Origin of the sequence: Pseudomonas sp. BP6 (assembly GCF_017875935.1) — a bacterium.
GTDB classification, from domain to species: domain Bacteria; phylum Pseudomonadota; class Gammaproteobacteria; order Pseudomonadales; family Pseudomonadaceae; genus Aquipseudomonas; species Aquipseudomonas putida_Y.
Genome location: NZ_JAGINI010000001.1, coordinates 479,040 through 496,197 on the forward strand (window position 1 = coordinate 479,040; position 17,158 = coordinate 496,197).

Below are 17,158 nucleotides of genomic sequence, written 5' to 3' on the forward strand. Positions count from 1 at the left end.
GCAGCCAAAGACAAGACTGGTTCTCGATAGCTTTCATGTTGCCAAGCCTTGAACTCAGGGAAAATGCCCCTATCTAAAACAGGCCCCTGCCAAAACGCTGTATCAGCATCGTGGAAATCCACCACTTTCCTCACCATCGTTTCCGGGTAGAATGCTCGTTCGCATGCGGCCTATGGGCTGCACGGGCGACTCACGGGGCCGCCCTCCATCCCTACGTGTGGAAGATCCTGCCGATATGTTTGCGCCTTTGTTAAAAAAACTTTTTGGAAGCAAGAACGAGCGTGAAGTCAAACGCATGCTCAAGACGGTGAGTATCGTCAATGCCTTCGAAGAGAAGATGGTGGCCCTCTCCGACGAGCAACTGCGGGGCAAGACCGTAGAGTTCAAAGAGCGCCTGGCCAAAGGCGAGACACTGGACCAATTGCTGCCCGAAGCCTTCGCCGTGGCCCGCGAGGCCGGCAAGCGCGTAATGGGCATGCGCCATTTCGATGTGCAGTTGATCGGCGGCATGACCCTGCACGAGGGCATGATCGCAGAAATGCGCACCGGTGAAGGCAAGACCTTGGTCGGTACCCTGGCCGTCTACCTCAACGCATTGTCCGGCAAGGGCGTGCACGTGGTCACCGTCAACGACTACCTGGCGCGCCGTGACGCCAACTGGATGCGCCCGCTGTACGAATTCCTCGGTCTGTCGGTCGGTATCGTTTCGGCCTTCCAGCCGCCGGAAGAAAAGCGCGCCGCCTATGCCGCCGACATCACCTACGGCACCAACAACGAGTTCGGTTTCGACTACCTGCGCGACAACATGGCGTTCAGCCAGGACGAGAAGTTCCAGCGTGAACTGAACTTCGCCGTGATCGACGAAGTCGACTCCATCCTCATCGACGAAGCGCGTACCCCGCTGATCATTTCCGGTCAGGCCGAGGACAGCTCCAAGCTGTACATCGAGATCAACCGCCTGATCCCGCGCCTCACCCAGCACATCGAAGAGGTCGAAGGCCAGGTCACCCAGGAAGGCCACTTCAGCATCGACGAGAAGAGCCGCCAGGTCGAGCTGAACGAAGCCGGTCACCAGTTCATCGAAGAGATGCTGGCCCAGGCGGGCCTGCTGGCCGAAGGTGAGAGCCTGTACTCCGCGCACAACCTGGGCTTGCTGACACACGTCTACGCCGGTCTTCGTGCACACAAGCTGTTCCACCGCAATGTCGAGTACATTGTCCAGGACGGCCAGGTTCTGCTGATCGACGAACACACCGGCCGTACCATGCCGGGTCGTCGCCTGTCCGAGGGCCTGCACCAGGCCATCGAGGCAAAAGAGAACCTGAACATCCAGGCCGAGAGCCAGACCCTGGCTTCGACTACCTTCCAGAACTACTTCCGCCTGTACACCAAGCTGTCCGGCATGACCGGTACCGCCGACACCGAAGCGTTCGAGTTCCAGTCGATCTATGGTCTGAACGTGATGGTCATTCCGCCGAACAAGCCGCTGGCGCGTAAGGACTACAACGACCTGGTGTACCTGACCGCTGACGAGAAATACGCCGCGATCATCGCCGACATCAAGGAAAGCATGAAGCTGGGCCGCCCGGTGCTGGTGGGTACCGCGACCATTGAAACTTCCGAGCACATGTCCAACCTCCTGAAAAAGGAAGGTATCGACCACAAGGTGCTCAACGCCAAGTATCACGAGAAGGAAGCCGAGATCATCGCGCAAGCAGGTGCGCCAGGTGCACTGACCATCGCCACCAACATGGCTGGCCGTGGTACCGACATCCTGCTGGGCGGTAACTGGGAAGCCGAAGTGGCTGCCCTGGAAAACCCGACCGCCGAGCAGATCGCCCAGATCAAGGCCGACTGGCAGAAGCGTCACCAGCAAGTGATCGAAACGGGTGGCCTGCATGTAATCGCTTCCGAGCGCCACGAGTCGCGCCGTATCGACAACCAGTTGCGTGGCCGCTCCGGTCGCCAGGGCGACCCGGGTTCCAGCCGCTTCTACCTGTCGCTGGAAGACAGCCTGATGCGCATCTTCGCCTCTGACCGGGTGAAGAACTTCATGAAGGCACTGGGCATGCAGTCGGGCGAGGCCATCGAGCACCGCATGGTCACCAACGCTATCGAGAAAGCCCAGCGCAAGGTCGAAGGCCGCAACTTCGACATTCGTAAGCAATTGCTCGAATATGACGACGTCGCCAACGAGCAGCGCAAGGTGATCTACCACATGCGCAACAGTCTGCTGGCTGCCGATAACATTGGCGACACCATCGTCGAATTCCGCAAGGAAGTACTGGACGCTACCATCAGCCAGCACATTCCGCCGCAGTCGCTGCCAGAGCAGTGGGACGTAGCCGGCCTGGAGGCTTCGCTGGCCAGCGATTTCGCCATCAAGTTGCCGATCCAGCAATGGCTCGACGAGGACGACCACCTCTACGAAGAGACCTTGCGCGAGAAGCTGCTGAGCGAGATCACCGCTGCCTACAACGAGAAGGAAGACCAGGCTGGTCTCGAGGCCCTGCGAACCTTCGAGAAGCAGATTCTGCTGCGCGTGCTGGACGACCTGTGGAAAGACCACCTGTCGACCATGGACCACCTGCGTCACGGTATTCACCTGCGTGGTTATGCGCAGAAGAACCCGAAGCAGGAGTACAAGCGCGAGTCGTTCAGCCTGTTCCAGGAACTGTTGGAGTCGATCAAGCGCGACACCATCCGCGTGCTGTCGCACGTACAGGTTCGCCGCGAAGACCCGGCCGAAGAAGAAGCCCGCCTGCGCCGCGAGGCTGAAGAGCTGGCTAGCCGCATGCAATTCCAGCACGCCGCCGTATCCGGCCTGGAAAGTGAGCAACTGAGCGAAGAGGGAGCCGAAGTAGCGGTAGCCTCGGCGCCAGTACGCAATGACCAGAAGCTGGGCCGCAACGAGCCGTGCTGGTGCGGTTCGGGCAAGAAGTTCAAGCATTGCCATGGTCAGATCGAGTGATCTGAACCTTACGTTGTACAAGCCTGGGGCTGCTTTGCGGCCCTTTCGCGACACAAGGCCGCTCCCACAGGTGCCGCGCTCGTCCATGAACGGGCGCGATCCTTGTGGGAGCGGCCTTGTGTCGCGATGGGGCGCGAAGCGGCCCCTTTTTCGACATCATCGTTTTTTCTAGGAGCGCTCTAATGGCTGTTGGTCTTGGTCCTTTGCCCACCCTGCACCCGGTTCCGGGTTTTGAACTCGGTATCGCTTCTGCCGGTATCAAGCGCCCGGGGCGCAAGGATGTGGTGGTCATGCGCTGTGCCGAAGGTTCCAGCGTGGCCGGCGTGTTCACCCTCAACGCCTTCTGCGCAGCGCCGGTGATCCTGTCCAAGCAGCGTGTACAGGGCACCGTGCGCTACCTGCTGACCAACACGGGGAACGCCAACGCCGGCACCGGCGCGCCAGGCCTGGCCGCCGCCGAGCGCACCTGCGCCAAGCTGGCCGAACTGGCTGGCGTACCGGCCGAATCGGTACTGCCGTTCTCCACCGGCGTGATCGGTGAGCCGCTGCCGGTCGAGAAGATCGAAGGCGCGCTGCAGGCCGCGCTCGACAACCTGTCGGAAAACAACTGGGCTGAGGCCGCTACCGGCATCATGACCACCGACACCCTGCCCAAGGGGGCCAGCCGCCAGTTCCAGCACGATGGCGTGACCGTTACCGTCACCGGCATCAGCAAGGGGGCAGGCATGATCCGCCCGAACATGGCGACCATGCTGGGCTACATCGCCACCGACGCCAAGGTGGCACCGAAGGTTCTCAAGGACCTGATGCTGGACGGCGCCAACAAGTCGTTCAACCGCATCACGATCGATGGTGACACCTCGACCAACGATTGCTGCATGCTGATCGCTACCGGCAAGGCTGACCTGCCGGAAGTGACCGAAGCCAGCGGCGCGCTCTTCGAAGCGTTGAAAAAGGCCGTGTTCGAAGTGTGCATGGAAGTGGCCCAGGCCATCGTCCGTGACGGCGAAGGTGCGACCAAGTTCGTGACCGTGCAGGTCAACGGTGGTGGCAACCACCAGGAGTGCCTGGATGTCGGCTACGCCGTGGCCCACTCGCCGCTGATCAAGACCGCGCTGTTCGCCTCCGACCCGAACTGGGGCCGTATCCTTGCCGCCGTAGGCCGTGCCGGCGTACCGGAGTTGGATGTGAGCCTGATCGATGTTTACCTGGACAACGTTTGCATTGCGAGCCAAGGCGGCCGCAGCCCGAGCTATACCGAGGCGCAGGGTTCGGCAGTGATGGCCCAGGAAGAGATCACCATCCGAATCGAACTGGGCCGTGGCCAGTGCAGCGAAACCATCTGGACGACCGACCTGTCCCACGAGTACGTGAAGATCAACGCCGAGTACCGTACCTGATCTACTGATCCGAAAGCCTCTTCACGGGCACGCCCGCTCCCACAGGTGTTGCAATGCCTGCAGGAGCGGTGCGGTCCCTGTAGGAGCGGGCTTGCCCGCGAAAGGCCGCGCAGCGGCCTGCGGGTTTTGCAATACAAACCTGATGGAGCCGAACCATGAGCTATCACCTGATCATCGGCGACAAGCTGTACTCCTCCTGGTCGCTGCGTGGCGCCCTGGCCCTCGAGCTGGCTGGCATACCCTACGAAGAAACCCTGATCAAGCTGAACCAGCCTGATACCCGTCAGCGCATTCTCGCGTACTCCGCCACCGGCAAGGTACCGCTGCTCAAGACCGAGCTCGGTGTGATCGCTGACTCGCTGGCCATTGCCGAATACCTCAACGAACGCCACCCCGAAGCCCAGCTGTGGCCTGCCGATGTGACGGCGCGAGCCCAAGCCCGTTCGGCCTGTGCGCAGATGCATAGCGGCTTCTTTGCCCTGCGCGGCGCCATGCCGTTCGACTTGTCGCGCGACCAGGCGCTGGAAAGCGTGCCGCTGGACGTACAAATCGACATCGACCGTATTGTTGCGCTGTGGTCCGAATGCCGTCTGGTGGCCAAGGACAGCGGCCCGTTCCTGTTCGGCAAGGCAAGCCTGGCCGATGCCTTCTTTGCCCCGGTGGCGGTGCGCCTGCGTACCTACCGCGTAGAAGTCCCCGCTGAGGCGGCAGCCTACATCGAGACCATCTATCAGTGGCCAGCCTTCCAGGCATGGCAACAGGCAGGCCTGGAGGAGCGTAAAGCGTGAAACGGATTCATGTAGTAGCGGCCGTCATTCGCGGTGCTGATGGCCGTATTCTGATCGCACGCCGTGCCGACACCCAGCACCAGGGCGGCTTGTGGGAGTTCCCCGGTGGCAAGGTGGAAGAAGGCGAAAGCGTCGAAGCGGCGCTTGCCCGCGAGTTGCGCGAGGAGCTGGGTATCGAGGTAAGCCGGTCGCGTGCGCTGATCAAGGTCAGCCATGACTACCCGGACAAGCAGGTGCTGCTGGACGTGCGCGAAGTCGAGGCGTTCACTGGCGAACCCCATGGTGCCGAAGGCCAGCCGCTGGAATGGGTTGCCCCGCGCGATTTGCCGCAGTACGAATTCCCTGAGGCCAACAAGCCGATCATCGCCGCTGCGCGCCTGCCGGACCAGTACCTGATCACCCCGGATGGCCTGGAGGTGCCGCAGCTGCTCAAGGGCATCCAGAAGTCGGTGGCCAATGGCATTCGCCTGATCCAGTTGCGTGCCCCGGACATGTACGATCCCAAGTACCGCGACGTGGCGGTGGATGCGGTCGGGCTGTGTGCGGGCAAGGCGCAGTTGATGCTTAAAGGGCCACTGGAATGGCTGGGTGATTTCCCGGCGGCCGGTTGGCACCTGACGGCCGCGCAACTGCGCAAGTACGCTGCCAGGGGCCGGCCATTCCCCAAGGAACGCTGGTTGGCCGCGTCCTGCCACAGTGCCGAGGAGCTGGCGCTGGCTGAGCAGATGGACGTGGACTTTGTCACCTTGTCGCCAGTGCAGGCGACCCAGACTCATCCGGATGCGGTGCCGCTGGGCTGGGATGAGGCGGAGCGCCTGATTGCCGGGTTCAACAAGCCGGTTTATCTGCTGGGTGGGGTAGGGGCGAGTGAGCGTGAGCAGGCCTGGGAAGCGGGGGCACAGGGTGTGGCCGGGATCCGGGCGTTCTGGCCCGAGGTTTGAGTCCCCTGTAACAGGGGCCGCTGCGGGGCCCATTCGCGGGCTTGCCCGCTCCCACAGAAAACTCACAAGCTTCAAGCCTGCTCGAAACCTGTGGGAGCGGGCAAGCCCGCGAATGGGCTGCAAAGCAGCCCCAGAAGTATCAGCCTTTGGGTTTCTCGGCGGGCTGCCACAAAACCTCAGCCACCCCCTGGCGCCGCCCGATGATCCGCGCCGCCACGAACAATAGATCGGAAAGCCGGTTGATATACGTCATCCCAACGCCTTCCAGTGGCTCCACGGCATTCAACTGCTGACACCGGCGCTCTGCACTGCGCGCCAGGCTGCGGCACACATGCGCCTGCGCCACCAGCGCCGAACCACTGGGCAGAATGAAGTTCTTCAGCGGCCCCAGTTCTTCGTTCCACACATCGATGGCCGCCTCCAGGCGTTCCACTTCCGCCAGGTTCAACGCCTGGTAACTGGGCATCGCCAGCTCGCCGCCCAGGTCGAACAAGCGGTGCTGACACGGCGCCAGTACTGTGGCCACCTCATTCAGCCCGTGCTCGGCGAGCCCCGCCAGCAGCAACCCCAACTGGCTGTTCAGGCTGTCCACCTCGCCAATCGCTTCGATCCGCGGGTGGTCCTTGGGCACCCGACGGCCGTCGCCCAGGCCGGTTTCGCCTTTGTCGCCGGTGCGGGTATAGATTTTCGAAAGGCGGTAGCCCATATCATTGCTCCGTTCTGGTCGGCGCCGCCGCTGTCGGCTGGCTGAGGGGCAGGCGCAGGGTAAAGCAGGTGCCCTGGCCTGGCGTGGATTGCACTTCCATCTGCCCCTTGTGGTTATTGGTGATGATGAAGTACGAGACTGACAGGCCCAGCCCGGTGCCCTGGCCGATTTCCTTGGTGGTGAAGAACGGCTCGAAGGTGCGCTTGCGCACTGCCTCGGGCATGCCGACGCCGTTGTCCTCGACCTGGATTTCCGCCCATGGCGGGTTCAGCCGTGTGCGCAGTGTGATGCGCCCGGGCTCGCTGGGTTGCGGGCGTTGGTGGATGGCCTGGGCTGCGTTCTTCAGCAAGTTGAGCAGTACTTGTTCCAGCTCGTTGGCGGTGCAGGGCACCGGCCCCAGGTCGGGGTCGAACTGGCGCACGATGGCTTGACCCTTGAAGTCGAAGCCGATGGCCAGGTCGAAGTCATTGCCGGCAATTTCAAGCGCCTGATCAATCAGTGCCGGCAGCTCGCATGGCACCAGTTGGCGGTTACTGCGGCGGCTGAAACTGAGCATGTGGGTGACGATCTTCGCCGCCCGGGCGCCGGCCTGCTGAATGCCGTCGAGCAGTTGCGGCACCTCGCGGCTGTCCAGGTAGCGGTTGATCGTGGCCAGGTCGATGCCCAGCTCTTCGGCCTGTTCCTGGTTGCGCGGCAGGTCGGACGACAGGCGCCGGCGAATGTTCTGCACATTGTGCAGGATAGCGCCCAGCGGGTTGTTGATTTCGTGCGCCATGCCGGCAGCCAGGCCGCCGACCGAGAGCATTTTTTCCGACTGCACCATCATCTCTTCCAATGACAGGCGCTGGGTGATGTCGTCGATACGAATGACCACGCCGCGCCCGCCGCCGCCGGTCAGTGGGTAGAAGGTCAGGGCGTAGTGGCGCAGGTCGTCGCCCTTGGGCCAGGTTACCCGCTCGATCTTCGCCACTCGATGTTTTTCCACGGTTTCCTTCAGCTGCGGGAGGAACGGCTTCAGCGGCTCGAACGCAATGAACACCGGCTGGTTGAGTGCCTCGTCCAGTGGCGTGCCGGAAAGCACCGTGGCTTCGTGGTTCCATTGGGTCACGTAAAGCTGTTCGTCGAGGGCAATCAGTGCCGAGGGCATCGAGTCGATGATGCTGTTGAGGTAGTTCTGGAAACCGGTGAGTTTTTTTTCGATCTTGCTGCGTACCTGTACTTCCAGTTCCAGCTTGCGGTTGGTGTGGCGGGTTTCCTCGGCAAGGCCCTGAGCCTGGTCGTAGGCGCTCTGGAACTCGTCGCGGGCGCTCTTGAGCTGCTGCTCGCGGGCCTCGATGCGCGACAGCATGGTGTTGAAGGCCTCGGCCAGGCTGCCGATCTCATCGTCGTTGCCGCGCTGGGCGCGCAAGGCATAGCTCTCTTCGCGGGTAACCTGGCGGCTGAGTTCCTCAAGCTGGTTGATCGGTTGTGTGATCAGGCGCTTGATCTGCCGGGCGATGACGATCCATAGCAGGACACTGAATACCAGGATGCCCAGGCTGGCGCTGAGTGTGCCGGTGTAGAAGGCCATGGGCAGTTCGCTGCTGGCTACCAGTAGCAAGTGTGCCGGTGGGTTGGCATCGCGGGGGATACGGATCAACTGAGTGCTGCGAAACTCCATCAGGCGCCAGCCGTCGATGTTTCGAAAACGCTTGGGCAGGGCCAGCGGCTCGCCGTGCTGCAACTGCGCCAGCATCCGCCCATCGCCACCGTAGACGGCGGCGGCACGCAGCGGTGTGTAATTGTCCAGTTCCTTGAGCAGGGCATTGGCAGTGTCCGGGGTGTCGCCGGCGCGGGCTGCAAGCTGTGGATTGGCTACCAGTCGGCCGATGGTCTGCAGAGCCTGCGGCGCCATGCTTTCCTGGGTGATCCAGTAGGCGGCGCTGATGAAAGTGAGGTTGGCCACCAGCAAGATGGTCACCAGCAATACCAGCAGGGCCGCCAGCAGCTTCTGCCCGACCGGGAGGTTTTCCAGGCGTTGGCGCAAGGTCATGGGCAAGGCAATGTCCGTATCCGGTTGAAGGGGCGCGTCAGTCGCAGGGCAAACCACGCACGCGCAGGTTTTCGACCAAGCGCTGCAGCAGGTGTTCCAGCTGCGGCAGTTGCAGGCCATGACGGGTGGCTGCGCGGCAAGCATGGCCGAGCAGGTAGTGCAACTCGGTGCGCCGTCCTGCATGCACGTCCTGGTACATGGAAGAGTAGTTGGCTGCGGTGGCCAGGATTACCCGCTGCACTTCTTCGTCCAGCCCCTCGGCTGCTTGCGGCTGGCCGCAACGGCGCAGCAGTCGGGCCAGCTCGGCGCACAGGGCCTGAACTTCACCCAGGTGCCCCAGCAGCCCGCCATTCTGGCAATCGTGAAGCACGGTCAGCGGGTTGATGGCGCAATTGAGCGCCAGCTTGCGCCACAGTCGGGTGAGTATGTCCACTGTCCATTCCGCGGGGATACCGGCTTCGTGCAGGTCATCGAACCAGGCGGGGACCATGGGGTTACCTGGGTCGCCCAGCCAGTTGAAGCCATGGCCGGCAAAACGCACCTGCCAGTCCCCCTCGCGGAAGGCGCCTTCGGTGCTGGAGACGAAGATGCAGCGAGCGTGCGGCACCAGGTCGGCGACTTCATCCTGACTGCCCAGGCCATTCTGCAGCAGCAGCACCTCGGCGCTTTCGGCCAACCGCGGCGCTACACTGGCAATCGCCGGGGCAGCGTCATAGGCTTTGCAGGCCACCAGCAGGCGGTGAATCGGGCCTTGCGCCTGCGCGGTTTCGGCAGGTATGGCGTAGTGCCGGGTTTGCTCCTGTTCGGCCAGGGACAGGCCACCGGCCTGCTGATAAGCCTGCAGCCGCTGCCCGTCACGCAGGATCAGGCGCACGGCCTTGCCTGCGCGTGCCAGGCGGCAGGCCCACAGACTGCCCAGGCTACCGGCGCCGAGAATATGCCAGGTGCTGCTCATATGCGTTTCGCAACCCGTTATAATGAGCCCGCATTTTAACCTTCAAACCCAGCGCGCTCCATCTTCAGCCTGAGCGCGCTTTTATTTTGGGAGAACCACCATGCCTTCGTTCGACGTGGTATCGGAACTGGACAAGCACGAAGTGCAGAACGCGGTCGACAACGCCATCAAGGAACTGGACCGCCGCTACGACCTCAAGGGCAAAGGCACCTTCGAGTTCAAGGACAAAGAGCAGACCGTGATGCTCACCGCGGAGGAAGAGTTCCAGCTCGAGGCGATGCTGGAAATCCTGCGCCTGGCACTGGTCAAGCGCAAGATCGACGTGAAGTGCCTGGAAACCAAGGACCCTTACGCCTCCGGCAAGGAAAAGAAACAGGAAGCCAAGTTCCGCGAAGGCATCGACAAGGACCTGGCGAAAAAGATCGTTGCCACCATCAAGGATGGCAAGTTGAAAGTACAGGCCGCCATCCAGGGTGAGCAGGTACGGGTAACCGGCAAGAAACGTGACGATCTGCAGGAAGCCATTGCCCTGCTGCGCACCAAGGAATTCGACATGCCGCTGCAGTTCAACAACTTCCGCGACTGATGCGGGGCCGGAACCCCGATGGCTAAATGATGTCCATGGGGGCCGGGGTTGCGTAAATACATGCGCGGCCTGTTCTACCGTGTACTTGCCGCTCGGCATCAGGAGATGAATATGGATTTGAACGCTGAGGTCGATCAGCTCGTCCGCCAATCCCAGACGTGGATCCCTTTGATCATGGAATACGGCAGCCGTGTGCTGCTGGCACTGCTCACCCTGGCGGTTGGCTGGTGGATCATCAACAAGGTCAGCGCCCGCCTCGGCAGGCTCGTTGGCCTGCGCAACGCCGACCTGGCGCTGCAGGGCTTCATCAGCTCTCTGGCAAACATCGTGCTGAAGGTGCTGCTGTTGGTCAGTGTGGCCTCGATGATCGGCATCGAGACCACCTCGTTCGTCGCCGCCATCGGTGCTGCAGGCCTGGCCATCGGCCTGGCCTTGCAGGGCAGCCTGGCGAACTTCGCCGGTGGTGTGCTGATTCTGATGTTCCGCCCGTTCCGTATCGGTGACTGGATCGAAGCACAGGGCGTGGCCGGCACCGTCGACAGTATCCAGATCTTCCACACCGTGCTGCGCACCGCTGACAACAAGACGGTCATCATGCCCAATGGCAGCCTGTCCAACGGCATCATTACCAACACCAACCGTCAGCCGACGCGCAAGGTGGTGTTCGATGTGGGCGTTGACTACGAGGCCGACCTGCAGACGGCCCGCAATGTGTTGCTGGAGCTGGCAAAGGACCCACGCGTCCTGCAAGACCCGGCACCGCAGGCGGTCGTGTCGACGCTGGGCGACAGCTCGATCACCGTATCGCTGCGCTTGTGGACCAAGACCTCCGATTACTGGGACGTGATGTTCATGCTCAACGAGTATGCGCGTGACCGCTTGAAGGCCGAAGGGATCGACATTCCGTTTCCGCAGCGGGTCATTCGTGTGGTGCAGGAGACTGCAACGCAGTAATACCGCGTCAAAGCTGGGGCCGCAAAGCGGCCCCGGTTTTTTTCCTACCTTGATTACACTTGTTCACAGCAACTTCCAACAATTTCTGGCATATAGCCTGACCCCGCCTGCCACACCCGATACGCCATCATGAAACCACTGCTGTATATCACCCCTCTGCGCGCCTTGCTGTTCGGCCTGACCTTGGCCCTGTTCGAACTGCTGACCTACCTGGCCAGCGACGCGGTCATGCCGGCCATGCCGGTCGTGGTCGGCGACCTCGACGCCAGCCCTGAATACATACCCCATGCCCTCAACCTGTACCTGCTGGGGGGCGTGGTACTGCAATGGCTGATCGGCCCGCTGGCCGACCGCTATGGACGGCGCCCGCTGCTGCTGGTTGGCTGCGCATTCTTTGGCCTGGCCTGCCTGGCTACCTTCTGGGTCCAGGGCATCGGCCTGTTCAACCTGTTGCGCCTTTTGCAGGGCATTGGCCTGGGTTTTGTGGTCACTGTCAGCTACCCGGCCCTGAATGAGGCTTTCAGCGAGGCTGATGCCGTACGCATGATGGCCCTGCTGGCCAACATCGCCTTGTTGTCGCCCTTGCTCGGACCGCTGGTGGGCACTCTGCTGCTGCAATGGCTGGACTGGCGCTGGCTGTTCGTGGCGTTCGCCATCGGCGCGGTGCTGGCCTGGCTGCTGTTGTACCGCCTCATGCCGGAAACCCTGGGGGTGGAGCGCCGTGACGGTTCGCGGCTGGCATTCACGCCGATTCACCTGCTGCCACTGTTGGCGGGCTATGGCCAGTTGCTGGCCAACCGCCGCTTCGTTGCAGGCAGCGCTGCCCTTGGGTTGGTCGGCTTACCGCTGATTGGCTGGATCGGTCTGTCGCCGGTGCTGCTGATTCACGATGAGGGGTTGAGTACCCTGGAGTATGCCTTGTGGCAGTTGCCGGTGTTTGGCGGGCTGATCCTCGGTAACCTGATCATCAACCGTATTGCTGACCGCTATCCGCTGCCAGCCTTGGTGCGTGGCGCGCTCTGGCCATACCTGGCCGGCCTGTGCCTGATGGTGCTGGCGACCTGGTACTGGCCGAGCGTGACCAGCCTGGTGGCGGGCATGTCGCTGTATGCGCTGGGGTTGGGCGTGGCCAATGCGGTGCTGTACCGCATGACGCTGTTCTCCAGTGAACAGAGCAAGGGTCTGGTTTCGGCCATGCTGGGGATGATCACCATTGCCCTGCTCGGGCTCGGAGGGGCGCTGCTGGCGATGATTGGCGCCGGTGCCAGCTTGCTGCATTTTGCCCTGGCGGCGGGGGTGGCGGGGGCGTTGGCGCTGTGGCCGCTGTGGTTTGTGGTGGGTGGGCGGCCTGGGGAAGGGGCTGTAGCTCGATAATCGGTATTGCCTGTGCCGGCCTCTTCGCGGGTAAACCCGCTCCTACAAGGCGACGCGGCCCGGCCTCTTTGCGGGTGAACCCGCTCCTACAAGGCGACGCGGCCGGCCTCTTCGCGGGTAAACCCGCTCCTACAAGGCGACGCGGCCCGGCCTCTTCGCGGGTGAACCCGCTCCTACAAGGCGACGCGGCCCGGCCTCTTCGCGGGTGAACCCGCTCCTACAAGGCGACGCGGCCCGGCCTCTTCGCGGGTAAACCCGCTCCTACAAGGCGACGCGGCCCGGCCTCTTCGCGGGTGAACCCGCTCCTACAAGGCAACGCGGCCCGGCCTCTTCGCGGGTGAACCCGCTCCTACAAGGCAACGCGGCCCGGCCTCTTCGCGGGTAAACCCGCTCCTACAAGGCGACGCGGCCCGGTGTAGGAGCGGGTTCACCCGCGAAGAGGCCAGCACAGGCAATGCAAAGCTTCAGGGCCGCTCAGCTGCGGAGTGTTCCTCCGCCACCGGCGTCCCCCGCCCGGCTTCCTGATGCCACTGCAGGGCGATCAGGATCAGCGTAGGCACCCCCAGCAAAGCAGTGATCAGGAAGAAGTCGTGGTAGCCGAACTTCTCCACAATAACGCCCGAATACCCGCCGATCAGCCGCGGCAACAGCAGCATGATCGAACTGAGCAGCGCGTATTGGGTCGCCGAGAACTTCAGATTGGTCAGGCTTGACAGGTAGGCCACAAAGGCCGAGGTAGCCATGCCGGAGCTGAAGTTGTCCAGTGAGATGGTCACCACCAGCATTTCCAGGTTCGGCCCCATGTCAGCCAGCATCAGGAACAGGATGTTGGTGCCGGCAGAGGCTACGCCGCCGATAAACAGGATGGGCATGATGCCGAAACGTACGATCAGCAGACCGCCAACCCCGGCGCCGACCAAGGTCATGATCAGACCGAAGATCTTGCTGACGCTGGCAATCTGGTCCTTGGTGAAGCCCATGTCGATATAGAACACGTTGGCCATCACCCCCATCACCGTGTCCGACATGCGATAGGTGGCGATCAGGCCTAGCAGCAGCAGAGCCTGCCAGCGGTAGCGGGTGATGAAGTCGTTGATCGGGGTCAGCACGGGGGCCAGGCCGCGACGACCGAGGCTCGACAGGCAGGCCCAGGACAACAGCACGTAGAGGATCAGGCGCAGGAAGGCGCGGTCTTCCAGCAGCAGGTCAAGCGGCGTGGCATCACCGGAGATCACACTGGACCAGCCGGTATTGAACATCTGGGTGAAGCTGGCCGGTACCGAGACCAGCAGGATGATCAGCACGAACACCGAGGCCATCTGGTGCACCAGCCCGTAGCGCGCGGCCGACAGTTGGGTGCGCATGGGCACTGACGGTTCGCGCATGACCAAGGTGGTGAACAGGGCGGGCAGCATCATCACGCCGAACATCACGTAAGTACCGGCCCAGGCCTTGTGCAGGTAGCTGAAGCCGGTAGAGCCGAACCACTCGGCGAAGAACAGGGCACCGGCCGTGGCGAGCAAGGCAGCCACCCGATAGCCGGCCATGTAGCTGGCAGCAAGCGCGGCCTGGCGCTGGTCGTCGGCAATTTCCAGGCGGTAGGCGTCGACAGCGATGTCCTGGGTAGCCGAGGCGAAGGCCACCAGTACGGCCATGGCAATCAGCCAGGAGAGGTGTTGTTGCGGGTCGCACAGGCTCATGCCGACCAGCCCGATTACCACCAGCGCTTGCGACAACAGCAGCCACGAACGCCGGCGCCCGAGGCCGCCAAGCAACGGCAGACGCCATTGGTCGAGCAGCGGTGACCAGACCCACTTGAAGGCGTAGGCCAAGCCAATCAGGCTGGCATAACCGATGGTTTCACGGGCAACGCCGGCTTCGCGCAACCATACCGACAGGGTCGAGAACACCAGCATGTAGGGCAGGCCGGCGGCGAAACCGAGTAGCAAAAGTACCAAGGTTGACGGGCTGGCATAGGCAGCAAGCGCAGCGCGCCAGGTTTTACGGGGCATGGGCCAACATCTGCCTCAAGTTTTCGAAAACAAAGCGCGCACTCTAACCGCTGTGCTCCATTGGGCGCCAGCCATGGCGCGTCATATCCACACGATTGTTGCTTACATTCACACCTTCCTCGCGTAACCGCGCCCGTTGTTCATCGCCCGACGGCGTGCCCAGCGCCAGGCTCAGCCGGCCACCTGCGCCAAGCACCCGATGCCAAGGCAGGCGAGTGTCTGCAGGCAACTGCCCCAAGGTGCGCCCAACCCAGCGCGCCGCACGGCCAAGCCCAGCCAGTTCGGCCAGTTGGCCATAGCTCACCACCTTGCCGGGTGGCACTTGGCCAAGTACTGAATACAGCGCCGTTCGTCGGCCCTCGGCCGAATCAAGGGCGTGCTCATATCCATCAGACATCTCGCCCGCCTTGGGCTGCAGATGAAACCGGACCGGTGGTCCGGCAAATGAGAGTTGAACTCAACGGCATGCTCCCGGTCTGTCCTTGCTCTGGTCGTCGGTATCTGGATAATGCCCGGCTTTTTCGTCAAATCGAACCCTAGTCCGCAACCAAAGTCCGTTTATGAATTCTAGATCCTTGTTGTGCCTTCTTGCTGTTTCCCTGTGCGCCTCTCCGGTGTTCGCCGACACTGTGTGGATGAAGAACGGTGACCGGCTGAGTGGCAAGATCAAGGTCTTCGACGGCGGCAAGCTGCTGCTGGAAACCCCTTATGGCGGGTCAATCGCCCTGGACTGGAAACAGGTCCAGACGTTGGAAAGCGACCAGCAGATGCTGGTCAAACAGGACGCCTACAGCGGAGAGAAAGCCAAGTCGCTCAAGGCCGCCGAGCCAGGCAAGGTGACCTTGGCCAATGGCGATTCACCGAAGACGGTGGAGCTGGCCAGCATCGAGCAGATCATGAAGCCCAGGCCGCTGATCGAGGATTTCGTGTGGAAAGGCAATGTCGACGTGGCGCTGGACTACAAGCGCGCCGAGAACGACACCGACGATTACGACGTGGGCTTCAAGACCACTGCCCGCCATGGCCGTTGGCGGCACAACGCCGAGGGTGAGTACAACCGCGAGACCAAGGACGACATCACCACCACCAACAACTGGAGCGCCGAGTACGCTCTGGACCGCTTTATTACCGAGAAGTGGTTCTGGCAGGGGCGTGCGGAATACAAACGCGATCACATCGAAGACCTGGCCCGCCAGCGCACCGTGGGTACAGGCCCGGGTTACCAGTTCTGGGACGATGAGCTGGGTGCGTTCTCGCTGGGTTCACTGATCAACCGCACTGATTTCGAGTATCGGGACGGCGGAAAGGATAATTTCTATTCTGCGGCCGTGAAGTGGGATTACACCCGCTACCTGATCGGCAAGAACGTGCAGCTGTTCACCAACGGCGAGTTCGCCAAGCCGCTGGGTGGCGTGGCCGACTTTTCGCTGGATGCCGAGGTTGGCCTGCGCTACAAGGTCACCGAGTGGGCTTCGCTCAACCTCAAGGCAGAGAAGGATATCATCACGGGCACGCGTGAGAGTGACCTGGACAAGACACGCTATACCGCGGGCTTTGGCGTTACCTGGTAAGGCGTCTGGATGCAGGTCAGTGGCACAGGCAGCGGATAATGCTTATCTTGTCCCCAACCCGTCCGCCAGGAGCCGCCCTCAAGTGAGTACCAACGCCATTCGCCCCGCCCGGGAACTGCTGCTCAAGGAATACCGCGGCGTGCTTTCGACACATTCCAGGTCGATGCCTGGCTACCCCTTCGGTTCGGTCGTGCCGTACTGCCTGGACGCCCAGGGCAACCCGCTGATCCTGATCAGCCGCATTGCCCAGCACACCCACAACCTGCTGAAGGACCCCAAGTGTTCGCTGCTGGTGGGTGAGCGCGAGGCTGAAGATGTGCAGGCGGTAGGGCGCCTGACGGTGATGGCCGAAGCGCACAAGCTGGTCGACGAGGCCGTCATCGAGGCCGCCGCCGAACGCTATTACCGCTATTTCCCGGACGCGGCCAACTACCACAAGGCCCACGACTTCGATTTCTGGGTGCTGCAGCCGGTGCGTCACCGCTACATTGGCGGCTTCGGTGCGATCCACTGGCTCGACCAGGTGACCTTGGCCAACCCGTTCGCCGGCAAGGCCGAGGGCAGCATGATCGAACACATGAACAGCGATCACGCCAGTGCCATTGCCCACTACGTCGAACTGACCGGGTTGCCACAACACGTACCGGCGCAGATGGTCGGGGTAGACAGTGAAGGGATGCACCTGCGCATCGGTCAGGCAGTGCACTGGTTGCCTTTCCCGACTACTTGCAACACGCCGACACAAGTCCGCGAGGCCTTGGTTTTGCTGGCTCGCGCCGACAAGTGGGCGCATATGATGCAAGCCGAGGGTTGAAATCCGGAGCGCAGGCATCCATCTGAGGTCTTATTGGAAGGTTATCTTCCGTCG

At 62.3% G+C, this 17,158-nt stretch carries 14 protein-coding genes; 9 read left to right on the plus strand and 5 right to left on the minus strand.

Annotated elements, in window-relative coordinates:
* Positions 1-235 precede the first annotated feature (235 nt).
* The 4 genes from secA to J3A98_RS02175 all read left to right on the plus strand — a co-directional run bounded on the left by secA (position 236) and on the right by J3A98_RS02175 (position 6,100).
* On the plus strand, positions 236-2,971 hold the full coding sequence (gene secA / locus J3A98_RS02160) for a preprotein translocase subunit SecA (protein ID WP_176682617.1): 2,736 nt from the start codon (positions 236-238) through the stop codon (positions 2,969-2,971).
* A 182-nt stretch (positions 2,972-3,153) separates the two neighbouring features.
* Positions 3,154-4,371, plus strand: coding sequence for a bifunctional glutamate N-acetyltransferase/amino-acid acetyltransferase ArgJ (gene argJ, locus J3A98_RS02165; RefSeq protein WP_021785812.1), 1,218 nt, complete (start codon positions 3,154-3,156; stop codon positions 4,369-4,371).
* A gap of 155 nt (positions 4,372-4,526) precedes the next feature.
* Positions 4,527-5,159 carry a glutathione S-transferase family protein gene (locus J3A98_RS02170; RefSeq protein WP_209963694.1) on the plus strand — a complete coding sequence of 211 codons (633 nt, stop codon included), beginning with the start codon at positions 4,527-4,529 and terminating at the stop codon, positions 5,157-5,159.
* Complete coding sequence (locus J3A98_RS02175; protein ID WP_209963697.1) at positions 5,156-6,100, plus strand: Nudix family hydrolase; 945 nt, start codon at positions 5,156-5,158, stop codon at positions 6,098-6,100. Before J3A98_RS02170 ends, J3A98_RS02175 begins: the two co-directional genes overlap by 4 nt.
* A 139-nt stretch (positions 6,101-6,239) precedes the next feature.
* On the opposite strand, the gene J3A98_RS02180 is transcribed toward J3A98_RS02175, so the two are convergent.
* Genes J3A98_RS02180 through J3A98_RS02190 form a run of 3 tightly spaced genes read right to left on the minus strand, consistent with a single transcriptional unit; the run spans position 6,240 to position 9,793 of the window.
* Positions 6,240-6,806: a cob(I)yrinic acid a,c-diamide adenosyltransferase gene (locus tag J3A98_RS02180; protein WP_176682620.1), complete on the minus strand. Its 567-nt coding sequence runs from the start codon at positions 6,804-6,806 to the stop codon at positions 6,240-6,242.
* Between the two features lies 1 nt (position 6,807).
* Positions 6,808-8,838, minus strand: coding sequence for an ATP-binding protein (locus J3A98_RS02185; protein ID WP_209969725.1), 2,031 nt, complete (start codon positions 8,836-8,838; stop codon positions 6,808-6,810).
* A 37-nt stretch (positions 8,839-8,875) separates the two neighbouring features.
* The gene (locus tag J3A98_RS02190; RefSeq protein ID WP_176682621.1) at positions 8,876-9,793 is read right to left on the minus strand and encodes a putative 2-dehydropantoate 2-reductase; all 918 of its coding nucleotides are present in this window, start codon (positions 9,791-9,793) and stop codon (positions 8,876-8,878) included.
* Positions 9,794-9,893: 100 nt separating this feature from the next.
* Between J3A98_RS02190 and J3A98_RS02195 the strand changes: the two genes are divergently transcribed.
* The 3 genes from J3A98_RS02195 to J3A98_RS02205 all read left to right on the plus strand — a co-directional run bounded on the left by J3A98_RS02195 (position 9,894) and on the right by J3A98_RS02205 (position 12,707).
* A complete protein-coding gene (locus J3A98_RS02195) occupies positions 9,894-10,379 on the plus strand; it encodes a YajQ family cyclic di-GMP-binding protein (protein WP_003251890.1) in 486 nt (161 codons plus the stop codon).
* A gap of 111 nt (positions 10,380-10,490) precedes the next feature.
* Positions 10,491-11,333 carry a mechanosensitive ion channel domain-containing protein gene (locus J3A98_RS02200; RefSeq protein WP_176682623.1) on the plus strand — a complete coding sequence of 281 codons (843 nt, stop codon included), beginning with the start codon at positions 10,491-10,493 and terminating at the stop codon, positions 11,331-11,333.
* Between the two features lie 129 nt (positions 11,334-11,462).
* Positions 11,463-12,707 (plus strand): MFS transporter, encoded by a 1,245-nt coding sequence (locus J3A98_RS02205; RefSeq protein WP_176682624.1) that lies wholly within the window; start codon positions 11,463-11,465, stop codon positions 12,705-12,707.
* A 464-nt stretch (positions 12,708-13,171) separates the two neighbouring features.
* Here J3A98_RS02205 and J3A98_RS02210 read toward each other — a convergent pair whose 3' ends face one another.
* Complete coding sequence (locus tag J3A98_RS02210; RefSeq protein ID WP_176682625.1) at positions 13,172-14,719, minus strand: AmpG family muropeptide MFS transporter; 1,548 nt, start codon at positions 14,717-14,719, stop codon at positions 13,172-13,174.
* A 43-nt stretch (positions 14,720-14,762) separates the two neighbouring features.
* Entirely contained in the window at positions 14,763-15,116 is a 354-nt protein-coding gene (locus J3A98_RS02215; RefSeq protein ID WP_176682626.1) for an MGMT family protein, read from the minus strand.
* Between the two features lie 163 nt (positions 15,117-15,279).
* Here J3A98_RS02215 and J3A98_RS02220 point away from each other — a divergent pair, with 163 nt between their 5' ends.
* Complete coding sequence (locus J3A98_RS02220) at positions 15,280-16,290, plus strand: DUF481 domain-containing protein (protein ID WP_209963700.1); 1,011 nt, start codon at positions 15,280-15,282, stop codon at positions 16,288-16,290.
* A gap of 82 nt (positions 16,291-16,372) precedes the next feature.
* Positions 16,373-17,104 carry a DUF2470 domain-containing protein gene (locus J3A98_RS02225; protein ID WP_176682628.1) on the plus strand — a complete coding sequence of 244 codons (732 nt, stop codon included), beginning with the start codon at positions 16,373-16,375 and terminating at the stop codon, positions 17,102-17,104.
* Positions 17,105-17,158: the final 54 nt, after the last annotated feature.